Origin of the sequence: Streptomyces sp. SYP-A7185, from assembly GCF_046103685.1 — a bacterium.
Classification (GTDB): domain Bacteria; phylum Actinomycetota; class Actinomycetes; order Streptomycetales; family Streptomycetaceae; genus Streptomyces.
The window spans coordinates 6,486,902-6,501,341 of sequence record NZ_CP122310.1 but is presented as its reverse complement, the minus strand read 5'-3'; the positions used below and the strand labels follow the sequence as shown (position 1 = coordinate 6,501,341).

10 protein-coding genes are annotated in these 14,440 nt (G+C 72.6%); 2 read left to right on the top strand and 8 right to left on the bottom strand.

The window, feature by feature from the left end:
* Nucleotides 1-90: 90 nt before the first annotated feature.
* Nucleotides 91-3,048: a putative bifunctional diguanylate cyclase/phosphodiesterase gene (locus QBL25_RS28655; protein ID WP_409059844.1), complete on the bottom strand. Its 2,958-nt coding sequence runs from the start codon at nt 3,046-3,048 to the stop codon at nt 91-93.
* 376 nt (nt 3,049-3,424) lie between these two features.
* The gene (locus tag QBL25_RS28650) at nt 3,425-4,375 is read right to left on the bottom strand and encodes a 2-hydroxyacid dehydrogenase (protein ID WP_409059843.1); all 951 of its coding nucleotides are present in this window, start codon (nt 4,373-4,375) and stop codon (nt 3,425-3,427) included.
* A gap of 97 nt (nt 4,376-4,472) precedes the next feature.
* On the opposite strand from QBL25_RS28650, the gene QBL25_RS28645 reads away from it, so the two are divergent.
* Both QBL25_RS28645 and QBL25_RS28640 read left to right on the top strand, forming a co-directional pair.
* Nucleotides 4,473-5,465 (top strand): aldo/keto reductase, encoded by a 993-nt coding sequence (locus QBL25_RS28645; RefSeq protein ID WP_409059842.1) that lies wholly within the window; start codon nt 4,473-4,475, stop codon nt 5,463-5,465.
* Between the two features lie 129 nt (nt 5,466-5,594).
* Nucleotides 5,595-6,761 (top strand): PQQ-dependent sugar dehydrogenase, encoded by a 1,167-nt coding sequence (locus QBL25_RS28640; RefSeq protein ID WP_409059841.1) that lies wholly within the window; start codon nt 5,595-5,597, stop codon nt 6,759-6,761.
* Between the two features lie 16 nt (nt 6,762-6,777).
* Here QBL25_RS28640 and QBL25_RS28635 read toward each other — a convergent pair whose 3' ends face one another.
* The 6 genes from QBL25_RS28635 to QBL25_RS28610 form a co-directional block, all read right to left on the bottom strand.
* Complete coding sequence (locus QBL25_RS28635; RefSeq protein WP_409059840.1) at nt 6,778-7,056, bottom strand: DUF6191 domain-containing protein; 279 nt, start codon at nt 7,054-7,056, stop codon at nt 6,778-6,780.
* Nucleotides 7,057-7,135: 79 nt separating this feature from the next.
* Nucleotides 7,136-10,258: an AAA family ATPase gene (locus QBL25_RS28630; protein WP_409059839.1), complete on the bottom strand. Its 3,123-nt coding sequence runs from the start codon at nt 10,256-10,258 to the stop codon at nt 7,136-7,138.
* A 77-nt stretch (nt 10,259-10,335) separates the two neighbouring features.
* Complete coding sequence (locus tag QBL25_RS28625; protein WP_409059838.1) at nt 10,336-10,524, bottom strand: hypothetical protein; 189 nt, start codon at nt 10,522-10,524, stop codon at nt 10,336-10,338.
* A 282-nt stretch (nt 10,525-10,806) separates the two neighbouring features.
* Nucleotides 10,807-11,460, bottom strand: a complete 654-nt coding sequence (locus QBL25_RS28620; RefSeq protein ID WP_409059837.1) for a hypothetical protein — start codon at nt 11,458-11,460, stop codon at nt 10,807-10,809.
* A gap of 35 nt (nt 11,461-11,495) precedes the next feature.
* Nucleotides 11,496-12,086 (bottom strand): GNAT family N-acetyltransferase, encoded by a 591-nt coding sequence (locus QBL25_RS28615; protein WP_409059836.1) that lies wholly within the window; start codon nt 12,084-12,086, stop codon nt 11,496-11,498.
* Nucleotides 12,055-14,328 carry an MMPL family transporter gene (locus tag QBL25_RS28610; protein ID WP_409059835.1) on the bottom strand — a complete coding sequence of 758 codons (2,274 nt, stop codon included), beginning with the start codon at nt 14,326-14,328 and terminating at the stop codon, nt 12,055-12,057. Before QBL25_RS28610 ends, QBL25_RS28615 begins: the two co-directional genes overlap by 32 nt.
* Nucleotides 14,329-14,440: the final 112 nt, after the last annotated feature.

Here is a 14,440-nt window from a genome sequence, read left to right as displayed (position 1 = left end):
CGGTGAGTCCCAGCTTCAGCCGACGCGCTTTCCAAGTACGAGAATTCGGGTGCGCATGGCATTGACCCTCTCCCCGGCGCACTGTGCCTGTCAAGTAGGTGGGACGGGGGTCTCATTATGTGAGCGGACGAAGGACTCGACACCTCCCCCGAACGCCACCGGCGGGCCGCCCGCCAGCACCGGCTCCGCGGGCCCGTGCGGCACGGGGTAGCGCCCGAGCGAGAGCGCGCGGCGCAGGCGGTACTCGTCGAGCGGGCCGGAGAACGCCATGCCCTGCCCGTGCGTGCAGCCCATCGCGCGCAGGGCGATGACCTGCTCCGGGAGGTCGACGCCGTCGGCCACCGAGCGCAGCCCCAGATCGGTGGCGATGCGCAGCAGCCCGGACGTGATCTTGTGCAGCCGCGCGGACTCGACGACGCCCTCGACGAGGCTGCGGTCCAGCTTCAGCACGTCGACGGGGAGCCGCCGCAGTGCGGTGATGGCGGCATAGCCGCTCCCGAAGCCGTCCAGGGCGATGCGTACGCCGAGTCTGCGCAGGGCGGTCAGCCGGCGCTCCAGGTCGTCCAGGGAGACCCGCGGGTCGCTGTCGGCGAGCTCGATGACGAGCGCGCCGGACGGCAGGCCGTACCGCGTGAGGAGCGCCTCGATGGAGCCGAGCGGCATGGAGCGGTCCAGGAGGCGCCGCGCGCTGACGCGGACGGCGACGGGGGCCGCATGGCCCGTACGCCCGCGCTCGGCGGCCTGCTGGACGGCCTCCTCGATCATCCAGCGGCCGAGCTCGGCGGTGCGGGCACTCTCCTGGGCGTCCGAGGTGTCCGCCACGCGCAGGAACTCGGCGGGCGTGAAGAGGATGCCCTGCGCCGAGCGCCAGCGCGCCTGAGCGGCCACGGAGGTGATCCGCCCGTCGGCCAGGGAGACCACCGGCTGGTGGAGCAGCGCGAACTCGCCGTCGTGCAGGGCGGTGCGCAGCCGGGTCGCCAGCTCGGCCTTACGGACGACGTCGGCCTGCATCTGGGGGGCGTACAGCTCGACGCGGCCCTTTCCCGCGGCCTTGGCGCGGTACATCGCGAGGTCGGCGTTGCGCAGGAGCTCGCCCGCTCCCACGCCCGGTTCGGCGAAGGCCACGCCGATGGACGCCGCCACGCGGACGTCGTTGCCGTCGATCGCGTAGGGCTGGGAGAGGGTGATTCTGAGACGGTCGGCGAGTTCGTAGATGTGCTGTTCGCGTGCGGTTTGGTCGCGGGTGCCGTCACCCACGATGAGCGCGGCGAATTCGTCGCCGCCAAGCCGGGCCGCGCAATCCCCGGACCTGACGGCCTCCTGAAGGCGGCGGGCCGCCTGGATCAGGAGCTCGTCCCCCGCTTGGTGGCCGATGGTGTCGTTGACCGCCTTGAAGCCGTCGAGGTCGATGAAGAGCACGGCCGTGCCCCGGTCGGTGACTCTGCGGCCCGTGAGCGCCTGGCTCACCCGGCGGGTGAACAGGGCGCGGTTGGGCAGGTCGGTGAGCGGGTCGTGCTCGGCGTTGTGCTGCAACTGCGCCTGGAGTCGGACCCGTTCGGTGACGTCACGGCTGTTGAAGATGAGGCCGCCCTGGTGGCGGTTGACCGTGGACTCCACGTTCAGCCAGTCGCCGTCACCGGACTTGAAGCGGCACTCGATGCGGGTCGTGGGCTCCTCGACGGGGTTCGCGGTGAGGAATCTGCGGACCTCGTGCACCACGCGGCCCAGGTCCTCGGGGTGCATGAGCGAGGCCAGTTCGGAGCCGACGAGCTCGTCGGCCTCGCGGCCGTAGACCCCGGAGGCGGCCGGGCTGACGTAGTGGAGTATGCCGTTCGGGGCGGCGATCATGATGACGTCGCTCGAACCCTGGACCAGGGAGCGGAAGTGGTTCTCCTTCTGGGCCAGTTCCTGGGTGAGGGTGATGTTGTCCAGGAGCATGATGCCCTGGCGCACGACCAGGGCGAGCACGACCGTGCCCGCCGTGAAGAGCACGACCTGGTCGACGCTGCGGCCGCTCAGCACGTTGTAGAGGATCCCCAACGTGCAGACGGCGGCGGCCAGATACGGCGTCAGCGCGGCCAGGGATCCGGCGATCGGCCGGGTGGCCGCGGTCCGCGCGTCCTTGGGGGCGGTCTCGTGCGGCACGCGCGGGTGCTGCTGCGCGTCGTCCGCGCCCTTGGGCCGGGGGGTGGCCCAGGGTGCGTACGCCAGGAGCAGGGAGCCGGCGAACCAGCCCGCGTCCAGCATCTGCCCCGAGCGGTAACTGGCGTGCAGCAGGGGCGAGGTGAACATCGCGTCGCACATGACGGTCAGCGCGAGGGCGCCGATCGCCGTGTTCACCGCCGTGCGATTGGCGGACGAGCGTCTGAAGTGCAGCGCGAGGACCATGCTGACGAGCGCGATGTCGAGCAGCGGATAGGCGAGGGAGAGCGCGGCGTGCGCCACGCTCTGGCCCTCGAACTGTGCCGTGTGCGCGAGCGCCAGGCTCCAGGAGAGCGTGAGCAGTGAGCCGCCGATGAGCCAGGCGTCGAGCGACAGGCAGACCCAGCCGGCCTTGGTCACCGGGCGCTTGGCGAGCACGAGCAGGCCGATGATGGCGGGTGGCGCGAAGCAGAGGAAGAACAGGTCGGCGAGGCCGGGGCTGGGCACCGGCTCTTCGAGCACGACCTCGTACCAGCCCCATACGCCGTTGCCCAGGGCCGCCATGGCGGAGGAGAGCGCGAACAGCAGCCATGCGGGTCGAAAGCGGCTGCGACGGGTCCGTGAGTAGCGGAAGCAGGAGACCGCGGCGGTCGCCGCCGCGATGCTCAGCCCGAAGTCGCCCATGATCAGGGCGGCCCGGGGCGAGCCCCAGCCGAGCGCGGCCCCGGTGGCATACCCTCCGCAGACCACGAGCAGGGCGATCTGCGAGACCAGACCGACGCCGCCGGTGCCGCCGGTGCCGCCGCCGGTGGCCGGGCGTCGGGTCAGGGGCGCCCGGGGCCGCATCGGCGCCGTCAGACCTCCGCCGCCCTCCAGGGCGGTGGCGGGTGACGGGCGGGTGCTCACCGGGCCGCCCTGATCCGTGCCGCGTCCGTGTCCGTCCGCCTCTCGTGACCGGTCGGCTCCGGAACGTCGTGTGCGCGAGCGCGTGTCCGGCCGCGGGCCGGTGCGCGTGAAGGTCGTCGCCGGCGGCCTCGCCGCGTCGGATGGTTCGCCCATTGGCCGTACATCGCCCGTCGCCCCCCTCGCGTCTGATGTCTCGTCCCCGGCGCCGACGAACTGTCCACGGCGCAGCCCCTGTCGGGACGATACACCAGTCTCGTCACTCAGGGACATAGCTTCTCTACGCTCCGTGACGACCGGAGCACAGGCGGACACGGGGCGCACACAAACAGGTGCGGAGTGTGCTCGAACGGTCCCTGAGTGACCGGCGCTTGGTCGGCTACTCGGTCGTCAGGACCACGTTGCCGAGGGGTTCCCCGGCCACGTGACGGGTCAGCTGCGCGGCGAGCAGGCGCTTGGCGCGCGGCAGGAAGGCGGAGGTCGATCCGCCCACATGCGGGCTGATGAGCACTCCAGGAGCCTGCCACAGCGGGTGAGCCGCGGGCAGCGGTTCCGGATCGGTGACGTCCAGAGCGGCGGTGATCCGGCCGCTCTCCAGTTCGGCCAAGAGCGCCTTGGTGTCGACGACGGGGCCGCGCGCGACGTTCACGAGCAGCGCGCCGTCCTTCATGCGGGCCAGGAAGTCCGCGCCCACCAGGCCACGGGTGGTGTCGGTGAGGGGCGTGGAAAGGATGACCACATCGGCGTCGGGCAGCAGTGCGGGCAGTTCGGCGAGGGGGTGCACGGGGCCGCGCTCCGTGGCACGGGCAGAGCGCGCGACGCGCGCCACCCGCGCGCACTCGAAGGGGGTGAGCCGGTCCTCGATGGCGGAACCGATCGATCCGTATCCCACGATCAGGACGGACTTGTCGGCGAGCGCGGGGTAGAACCCGGACCGCCAGTCCTCCTGCCGCTGCCCTTCGACGAACCGCGGGATGCCGCGCAGCGACGCGAGGACCAGGGCGAGCGTCAGCTCGGCCGTGCTGGCCTCGTGCACTCCCTTGGCGTTGCACAACTGCACGCCCGGAGCGAGGAACTTGAGCCCGGACTGCATCTGGTCCACGCCCGCGGAGAGGGTCTGCACGGCGCGCACGTGCGTCATCTCCGGCAGCGGCCGTACGGCGACCTCCGGCCCCTTCAGGTAGGGCACCGTGTAGAAGGAGCAGTCGGCCGGGTCCGCGGGGAAGTCCGGGCCGCCGTCCCAGAAGCGGTAGTTGATCCCGGCGTCGGCCGCCCGGGGCAGGCCTTCGATCTCGTCCGCGGCAAAGGGGAGCCATACGTCAGTCGTCATGGTCAGGAGGCTAATGCGCACAGGCCGCACGCCGCGTGGGGGGAGCCAGAGGTTACGTTGGGGGCCGCTCGGACTCGAGGTGGGAGGGCACGGCCAGGTGGACCGCAGGACGATCGGCGCGGCAGCGCTCGAGGTGGGTGCGGTCGGGCTCGGCTGCATGCCGATGAGCTGGGCCTACACCGGCTCGCGGCAGCGGGGCGAGGAGTCGCTGCGGACCGTGCACGCCGCGCTGGACCAGGGCACGACCCTGCTGGACACGGCGGACATGTACGGGCCGTTCACCAACGAGCTGCTGGTGGGCAGGGCGTTGAAGGAGCGGCGGTCCGAGGCCTTCGTGTCCACCAAGTGCGGTCTCCTGGTGGGCGAGCAGCACATCGTCGCCAACGGCAGCCCCGGCTATGTGAAGCGGGCCTGCGACGCGTCGCTGCGGCGGCTCCAGACCGAGACGATCGACCTGTACCAGTTGCACCGCGCCGATCCCGAGGTGCCGGTGGAGGAGACCTGGGGCGCGATGGCCGAGCTCGTCGCCGCGGGGAAGGTGCGCGCGCTCGGGCTGTGCGCGGTGGGGGCCCGTGCCGCGCGGCGCGAGGGCCGGGGGATGCACGAGGGAACGATCCGGCAGCTTGAGCGGATCCAGCAGGTCTTCCCGGTCAGCGCGGTGGAGGCCGAACTCTCCGTCTGGTCGCGGGAGGCGCTGGAGACGTTGCTGCCGTGGTGCGCGGCGCGCGGGGTGGGCTTCCTGGCGGCGATGCCGCTGGGGAACGGGTTCCTCACCGGGACGCTGACCCCGGGGCAGGGCTTCGAGCCGGACGACCTGCGGGCCCGGCACCCGCGTTTCACCGCCGAGATGATGGCGGCCAACCAGCCGCTCGTGGTGGGCCTGCGCCGGGTGGCCGAGCGGCACGGGGCGACCCCGGCCCAGGTGGCGCTGGCGTGGGTGCTGGCGCAGGGCCGTGACGTGGTGCCGATCCCGGGGGCCAAGCGGGAGCGCTGGGCGGTGCAGAACGCCGGGGCGGCGGGGCTGCGGCTCACCGGGGCGGACCTGGCGGAGATCGCGGCGCTGCCGTCGGCGATGGGATCCTGGGAGTGACGGTCCTGGATTCGCTTGCGCGCGGGACGGTTCAGGGACGACGTCCGCGCGTCGGTGCAGCGGGATGGGGAACCTGTGGGGCCCGAGCGGTGTATGAACAGGAGAAGCTGCGTCGAAGGGAACCTGATCGTGCAACGACCTGCTGTCACGGCCGCACTGGCCGCCGCCGCCCTGGTGCTCACGGCCGGTTGCTCGTCCGGGGGCTCGGACGCGCCGGGCGACGGAAAGAGCGCCGAGTCGAGCCCCGCGAAGTCCGGCGGGACGTCCACGGGCACGCCGCGCGCCGGCGAGGCCCCGCCCAAGAAGGGATCGGCGTCGGTCACCAAGACGCTCGCCGAGGACCTGAAGTCGCCCTGGGGCCTCGCGCCGCTGCCGGACGGGGACCTGCTGGTGTCCTCGCGCGACGAGGGGACGATCACCCGCGTGGACGGCAAGACGGGCAAGAAGACCGCACTGGGCTCGGTCCCGGGCGTCTCCCCCGCCGGAGAGGGCGGCCTGATGGGCCTGGCGCTCTCGCCCGCGTACGCATCGGACCACATGGTCTACGCGTACTTCACCACCGAGTCGGACAACCGCATCGCCCGCATGCTGTACGACGAGAAGAAGCCCTCCGGCCAGCAGCTGGGCGCGCCCGACACGGTCTTCAAGGGCATCCCCAAGGGGACCGTCCACAACGGCGGCCGGATCGCCTTCGGCCCGGACAAGATGCTGTACGCGGGCACGGGCGAGACGGGTGACACGGGCCTGGCCCAGGACAAGAAGTCGCTGGGCGGCAAGATCCTGCGCCTGACCGCGGACGGCGACCCGGCCCCCGGCAACCCCTTCGACGACTCCCCCGTCTATTCGTACGGCCACCGCAATGTGCAGGGCCTGGCCTGGGACGAGGAGAAGCGGCTCTTCGCCGCGGAGTTCGGCCAGGACACCTGGGACGAACTGAACGAGATCAAGGCCGGCGACAACTACGGCTGGCCGGAGGTCGAGGGCAAGGGCGACGAGGAGGGCTTCCGGGACCCGGTGGCCCAGTGGAAGACCTCGGAGGCCTCCCCCAGCGGCATCGCGTACGCCGAAGGCTCGGTCTGGATGGCGGGCCTGCGCGGCGAGCGGCTCTGGCGTATCCCGGTGCGCGGCGTGGACGGGAGCGTGGAGCCCCAGTCCTTCCTGAAGGGCGAGCACGGCCGCCTGCGCACGGTCGTGGCCGCGGGCGGGGACAAGCTGTGGCTGGTGACGAACGAGACGGATTCCCGGGGCACCCCGGAGAAGGGGGACGACAAGATCCTTGAGGTGACGGTGAAGTAGGGCTGCGGGCGGACCGTCAACCGGCTTCCGGGGCCGGGCCCCTCAGGGCGGGGTCCTCAATGGCGGGGTCCTCCGGGGCCGCCGGGGCGGGGGTGGTCGGCCCCTGGGCCGGCCGCTGGTCCGGCTCCTGATCCGGCTGCTGGGGCACGCGCACCACGACCTTGCCCGAGGTCAGGTCTATCGGGCCGCGGCCCGGGTCGCCGTCGGCCACGTCGACCCGGCTCAGCTCCAGCCGCTTCTGCTCGTCGTCCGTGTGTTTGCGGCCGGGCTGGAAAAGCTCGATCGGGTTGAACACTGCGCCTCCTGGCGGACGGGTTCCTCCTACCAGCGTAAGCGAGTGTCCCAAAAACCCATCGGGACCCGAAAAGCGCAGGTCAGCCGGCGGCCTGAGCGCGTTCCGAGGAGAGACGGTCCGCCGGGAACAGGCGCAGGCGGTGGGCCAGGGCCGCCGCCTCGCCCCGGCCGGTGACGCCCAGCTTGGCGAGGATGTTGGAGACGTGGACGCTCGCCGTCTTCGGGGAGATGAAGAGCTCCTCGGCGATCTGGCGGTTGCTGCGGCCCGCGGCGACCCGGCGGAGCACGTCACGCTCCCGGCTGGTGAGACCGAGCGCCTCGGCCGGATCGACCGGAGTGAGGTGGGCGCACGCGGTCCCGTGGCCCTGCTCGTCCAGGGTCAGGCGGGCCCGCTGGGCGAGCCCGGCGACGGAATCGGCGAGGGGCCGGGCCCCCAGCCGCTCGGCGGTCTCGCGGGCCGTGCGCAGCAGCTCGGCGGCCTGCTCGCGATCCGCGTCGGCGCCCGTGCCCGCGGAGGTCGCGAGGAGGGACTCGGCGAGGCGCAGCCGGGTGCGGGCGAGGTCGTAGGGGCGGTCGAGGGGTGCGAACGCCGCGACCGTGGCGGCCCAGTCGGCGGGGGTGTCGCGGTCCTCGGCACGGAGGAGTTCCGCACGGACCCACTGCTCGTGGGCGGCCCAGAGCGGCACGGGAGCGGGCAGCTTCCCGGCGGCCCGCCGGATGCTCTCGACGGTCTCGGACCGGCCCGCTTCGGCGGCGGGCAGGCCGCGTGCGTCGGCCTCCGAGGTGGCGGCGGTCAGCAGCAGGGGCCAGGTGTAGCGGTGGGTGCCGGGCGGGAAGCCGGCGGCCATGGCCCCTTCGAGTTCGGCGCGGGCCGCGGCGACACCCGCCGCGCGGTCGGGGTCGCCCGCGGCGAGGGCGAGAGCCAGGGTGACCATCGGCTGGGTGTGCTGCGGCATGAGGTCGTGCGAGCCGTAGTGGCCGCGGGCCGCGGCCAGTTGGGCGGCGGCCTCGGTCAGATCGCCGCGGCCGACGGCGACGGAGGCGAGCTGGAGGGCGGCCCCGCCGCGAGGCTTGATGCTGGGCGCGCCACGGCGGGCGGCCCGGGAGGCCTCGACCGCCTCGTCCCAGCGGCCCAGGGAGACGAGGGTCTCCGCCTGGTTGACCTGGACCCAGCTCTCGGTGTCGGTGAGCCCGTACTTCCGGCAGAGCGCGAGGCCCTGCTCGCCGATCTTCAGGGCTTCCAGCGAGCGGCCGGCGCCTTCGAGCACGGAGGGCAGGTTGACGTGGATGTGCGGGACGCGGGAGACCAGGCCGGGCGGTGCCACGCAGCGGTCCCTGACCGCGTACATCTCGGCGAGTCCCTCGTCGACGGCCCCCGCGTCGACCAGGAGGCCGCCGAGGATGAGCCGGGCGTTGAGTTCGATCTCCTCGGCCTTGACCATCCGGGCGTACTCGACGGCGCGTTGGGCCGCGACCAGGGTCTCTTCTCCGGGGGTGTGGAGCATGCCCCAGGAGGCGACGTTGGTCAGCACCTCGGCGTGCACCTCGGACGGCGGGAGGCCGCGGACCAGCTCCTGCGCGGTGGCGATCTCCGCCCAGCCGTCTCCGCGGCCGAGCGTGGAGGTGAGCCGGGAGCGCTGGATCCAGAACCACGCGGCGCGAAGGGGGTCCGGCTCGTCGCCCAGGAGGCGCAGCGCACGCTTGGTGATCTTCAGGGCGCGTTCCCGCTCCCCGCAGAGGCGGCCGGCGACGGCGGCCTCCGCCATGAGGTCGAGATAGCGCAGCGGGGTGGTGGCGGGGTCGCAGCCGCAGGGCGGATAGACCTCGGCGTAGTCGAGGGGGCGCAGTTCGAGGCGTATCTCCTCGGGGGCGTCGTCCCAGAGCTCCATCGCGCGTTCCAGGAGGCGCAGTTGCTCGGAGTACGCATAGCGGCGGCGGGCCTCGACGGAGGCCCGCAGGACCGCGGGGAGCGCTTTGGCCGCGTCGTGCGCGTGGTACCAGTAGCTGGCCAGGCGGGCGGCGCGCTGGTCGGCGGCGACCAGCGAGGGGTCGGCTTCCAGGACCGTGGCGAAGCGGCGGCTGATCCGGGAGCGCTCACCGGGCAGCAGGTCGTCGCCGACGGCCTCGCGCACCAGGGAGTGCCGGAAGCGGTAGCCGTCGCCGTCGGGCGAGGGCAGCAGGATGTTGGCCCCGACGGCGGCCCGCAGCGCCTCGATCAGATCGTCCTCCGCGAGCCCCGCGACGGCGGCGAGCAGGGGGTACTCGACGTTCGAGCCGCCCTCGGCGACGATCCTGGCCACGCGCTGGCTGCTCTCGGGCAGCTCCTCGACGCGGACGAGGAGGAGGTCGCGCAGGGAGTCCGTGAGGCCCGCGCAGCTGCTGTTGTGCGAGGCGACCGCGAGTTCCTCGACGAAGAAGGCGTTGCCGTCCGAGCGCTCGAAGATGTCGTCCACCAGGGACTGCGCGGGCTCGGCGCTGAGGATACCCGCCATCTGCCGGGCCACCTCACCCTTGCTGAAGCGGGACAGTTCGATGCGCCGCACCGTGCGCAGCCGGTCGAGCTCCGCGAGGAGCGGGCGCAGGGGGTGGCGGCGGTGGATGTCGTCGGCGCGGTACGTCGCGACGACGACGAGGCGGCCGCTGCGCAGCGTGCGGAAGAGGTAGGACAGGAGATGGCGGGTCGATGCGTCGGCCCAGTGCAGGTCCTCCAGGGCCACGACCACCGGGCGGTCGGCGGCCACGCGCTCCAGGAGGCGGACCGTCAGCTCGAAGAGGCGGGCCATGCCTTCCTCGTCGTGATGGGCGTCGGTGCCCCGGCGGCGCTGCGGGGCCTCGCCCAGTTCGGGCAGGAGCCGGGCGAGCTCGCCCTCCTGGTCGGCGGCGGCGTCGACCTCGTCGGGGAGCTGGCGGCGCAGGGAACGCAGGGCGCTGGAGAAGGGCGCGAAGGGCAGGCCGTCCGCGCCGATCTCGACGCAGCCGCCGAGCGCCACGACGGCGCCTTCGGCGCGGGCCGCCGCGGTGAACTCCTCGATGAGGCGGGTCTTGCCGACGCCCGCCTCACCGCCGAGCAGCAATGCCTGCGGCTCGCCCGTGCCGGGGGCAGTCCCCTTGGCACGGGCGAGCGCGTCGTTCAGCACCCCCAGCTCGTCGGAACGGCCGACGAACACGGGGCTTACGGACCTGGTCTCCACAGCGGTGAGCATCGCACAGGGTGCGGGTGCGGTGGCAGTGGATATCGGGTGGGCCGGAGCAGGCGCTCCGGCCCCCGCCGCCGTCCGCATCACGCGGCCCGGGTGAAGCGCGCCCTCCATTGACCGGTGCTCACCCGCCCCTCGGTGTCGTGGCGGGCCGAGCGGCGGTCGGCGCGCGCCGCCGCCTTGGCCTCCCGGGCCTCGCGCAGGAGGCGGCGGCGGTCGGCCTCGCGGGTGAGGTCGGCGGCGCGGAGCTGGTGCATTTCGTACTCGAACATGGGAACTCCCTGGCTTCTGCTGCTGGTTTCGGCTTCCGGCTTCGTGGTCCGCGATCCGCTGTCCGCGGCTCGCTTTCCGTGATGCCTTTACTTTCGTCCGCCAGGGAGGTGCGGCACATCGGGAGACTGCCTCATCTTGAGAAGGCAGGGGGCCTTAGGAGGACCGTGAGGGCCTAGGAGGGGGCCTTAGGCGTAGGGCCCGCGGACACGAAAACGCCGGTGGGGCCGACCATGCGGCCCCACCGGCGTTCTGCGTTCTGTGTTCTACGTCCCGCGCCGTCGTCAACTCGCGGACGGCAGCCCGAAGATCAGGTTCGAGTACTTGGCGATGGCGAGGAGCAGACCGATGACGCCGAGGGCGACACCCGCCCAGGCCACCGACTTGATCCACGGCGCCTGCACCTGGTCCGGCGCGCCGAACGCGGGCCTCACCAGGACGGCGAACCCGACGACCAGCGCGGCGAGCGCGAAGGCTCCGGCGATCAGCGCCGTGATCTGCCAGGAGTCGCCGTACAGGGCTTGGATCTGGTCGGCCACGCTCGCCGACTGCTTGGTCTCCAGCTGCCCGACGATGTTCGAGCGGGCGGCGGCGACCGTGCCCAGCCAGCCACCGGAGAGGCCGATCACGCCGAGAGCGGCGGAGACGACGGCGGCCGCGCCCTGGAACACGCCGCCGGACCTGACCGGAGCGACCTCCTCGACCACGACGAGCTCGTCGTCGGAGACATCGGGGTCATCGGAGTCGTCGAGGCCGTCGCGGCCCTCGGCGTCGTCCGCCACGACGGCGTCATCCGTCGTGGCGGTCTTGGCGGTCCCGGCGCTCTTGTCCACCGTGACGGCGTCCGTCTCCGTGGCCTTGCCGCCGTCCGCGGCCTCCGGCTCTGCGGTCTGTGCGGCCGCCTCGGCCGCGCGCTCGTCCTCTGTCTTAGTTCCCATGCCCCGCACCGTACGGACGGAGTCTGAGAGCTTTCTTAACGAGCCGCCGAGGCCCCGTCACCGGCGGCCGCACGCTCCTCGCGCGCCCTGCGCCACTCGGGTGCGAGCACCGACCACACCTCCATGTCGTGGCGCACGCCCTGCCAGGGAAAGCTCTCCCGCAGCACCCCGTCCTTGGTCATGCCGAGCCGCTTGGCGACGGCGATGCTGGGGGCGTTCGCCGAGGACGCCATCCACTCCACGCGGTGCATCCCGCGCTCGTCCACCGCCCAGTCGACCACGATCCGGCTCGCCCGGGTGATCAGACCGCGCCCGGCGGCCGAAGGCTCCAGCCAGACACCGACCTCGCAGCACTCGGTGGCCGTGTCGAAGATCCGGAAGAGCACTCCGCCGACGAGCGTGCCCTCCAGCCAGAGGCCGTACAGGCGGCCCGTGTCGGCGGCCTGCCGGTCGGCGAACATCTGGAGCAGCTCCCGGGCCGACGCGAGGTCCTTGACCCGCACGGTCAGGGGCACCCACGGTCCGGCGTACTCCCGCGCGCGCTCGACGTGCGCGAGGAACTCCTCCGCCTGCCACGGCTCGATGGGCCGCAGTTCAGCGCCCTCGTCCAGCGATATCGCGAACATCCCGCTCCTCCCGTCCGTCCGGCGCCCCGGCCGGATCGTCGTGCGTCTCCCGTTGTCCCGGGATCCTCGCACCGACGGCGGCCGATCTCGACCGACATTCCGGAGGCTCGATGCTGATGCGCGGCAGCCAGCGGTCCAGGCCGCGCGGCAGCCACCAGTTGGCGCCGCCCAGCAGATGCATGAGGGCCGGCACCAGCAGCGTGCGCAGGACGAACGCGTCGAGCGCGACCGCGGCCGCCAGACCGATGCCGAACATCGCGATGACCCGGTCGCCGCTCAGGACGAAGGCGAGGAAGACCGAGATCATGATCACGGCCGCGGAGTTGATCACGCGGCTCGTCTCGGCGAGGCCGACGCGGACGGCCCGCCGGTTGTCGCCGGTCTCCAGCCACTCCTCGTACATCCGGCTGACCAGGAAGACCTGGTAGTCCATCGAGAGCCCGAAGAGGACCGACACCATGATCACGGGCAGGAAGGGTTCGATCGGTCCCGCCGAGCCCAGGCCGAGCAGCTCGCTCCCCCAGCCCCACTGGAAGATCGCGACGACGACCCCGAAGGCCGACGCCACCGCCGCCACGTTCATCGCGGCGGCCTTCAGGGGGATGCCGACGGACCGGAAGGCGAGAAGCAGCAGGACGCAGCCGAGGCCGATGACCACGCCCACGAAGAGCGGCAGCTTGCCGACGATGACCTCCGCGAAGTCGTCGTAGCTCGCGGTGACGCCACCGACCTGGAGGTCGAGCGAGGTGTCGGCCTCGGCCACGGGCAGGACATCGTCGCGCAGCCGGTCGACGAGGTCGCTGGTGCGCTGGGACTGCGGGGAGGAGTCCGGTACGACGGTGATGTGGGCGGCGGAGCCGTCGGCGTCGTACGTGACGGGGCCGACGGAGGCGACGCCCTCGGTCGACCGGAGGGTGGCGTCGAGGTTGGTGAGCGCGAGCCGGTCGCCCGCTCCCGCGACGTCCGTGACGAGGGTGAGGGGGCCGTTCACGCCGGGCCCGAAGCCGTCCGCGAGCAGGTCGTAGGCCTGCCGTGTGGTGGACGACGCCGTGTTGTTGCCCTGGTCGGACGTGCCCAGGTGCAGGGAGAGCGTGGGCAGGGCGAGCAGCGCCATCACGGCGACGGCGACACCGCCGAGCAGCTTCGGGTGCCGCTCCACGAAGGCGGACCAGCGGGCGGCGAGCCCGGTGGGCGTCTCCGGGGCCGGGCCGTGCTCGGCCAGGGCGCGCCGTTCGCGGCGGCTGAGCGCGCGCGGGCCGATCCAGGAGAGCAGCGCGGGCAGCAGGGTCACCGAGGCGGCGACCGTGAGCAGCACGGTCAGCGAGCCGGCGATCGCGACGCCGTTGAGGAAGCTGAGCCGCAGGATGAGCATGCCGAGCAGGGCGATGCACACGGTGGCGCCCGCGAAGACGACCGCGCGCCCGGTGGTGGCGACCGCGCGTTCGGCGGCGACGGCCACCGGGAGGCCCTTCTTGAGGCCCTTGCGGTGCCGGGTCACGATGAACAGCGCGTAGTCGATGCCGACGCCGAGCCCGATCAGGGTGCCCAGCATCGGGGCGAAGTCCGCGACGGTCATGAGGTGCCCGAGCAGCACGATGCCCGCGTACGCCGTGCCGACCGAGACCAGTGCGGTGGCGATGGGCAGGATCGAGGCGGCGAGCGAGCCGAAGGCGAGGAAGAGCACGACGGCGGCGACGGCGACCCCGACGATCTCGGCGGTCTGTGCGCTCTTGGTCTCGGTGAGGCCGACGGCGCCACCGCCCAGTTCGACCTCCAGGTGGTCCGAGTCGGCGGCCTTGGCGGTGTCGACGAGGGCCTGCGCGTCCGCCGTGTCGATGGCGTCGGCCTGCTCGTGGAAGGTGACGGTCGCGTACGCGATGCGCCCGCCGTCACTGATCTGGGCGGCGCCGCCCTCCGCGTACGGGCTGCTGACGGAGGCCACCGCGGGCATGTGCCGGATCGTGTCGAGGGTGTCGGTCATCGTCTGCTCGACGTCGGCCGCGCGGACGGTCGTGCCCGCCTCGGTCCGCCACACGACGGTGTTGCTGTCGCCGCCGAGGCCCGCGAAGCCCTCGTTCAGGAGCTGGGTCGCACGGCCGGACTCGGTGCCCGGGACCTCGTAGTCGTTCGAGTACGCGGATCCGGCGACGGCCGCGGCGCTCGCGGCGCCGCCGAGAGCGGCGAGCCAGAGCAGGACGGCCAGGAGGCGGTGCTTCACACACCATCGTGCGAGTGCTGCCACTGCCCTGCTCCCTGGGGTGGTTCGTGGATCTTTATCGGGAACAGTCTTTGATGCACTGAACAGCCCGCAAAGAACGTATGAGCACCGAGATAAGCGCCAGAGACACCTTGAC

What these genes read in the sequence shown, in the direction of transcription:
- QBL25_RS28630 (WP_409059839.1), bottom strand. Translation starts at nt 10,258, where the DNA reads ATGCTCACCGCTGTGGAGACCAGGTCCGTAAGCCCCGTGTTCGTCGGC.
- QBL25_RS28650 (WP_409059843.1), bottom strand. Translation starts at nt 4,375, where the DNA reads ATGACGACTGACGTATGGCTCCCCTTTGCCGCGGACGAGATCGAAGGC.
- QBL25_RS28620 (WP_409059837.1), bottom strand. Translation starts at nt 11,460, where the DNA reads ATGGGAACTAAGACAGAGGACGAGCGCGCGGCCGAGGCGGCCGCACAG.
- QBL25_RS28615 (WP_409059836.1), bottom strand. Translation starts at nt 12,086, where the DNA reads ATGTTCGCGATATCGCTGGACGAGGGCGCTGAACTGCGGCCCATCGAG.
- QBL25_RS28625 (WP_409059838.1), bottom strand. Translation starts at nt 10,524, where the DNA reads ATGTTCGAGTACGAAATGCACCAGCTCCGCGCCGCCGACCTCACCCGC.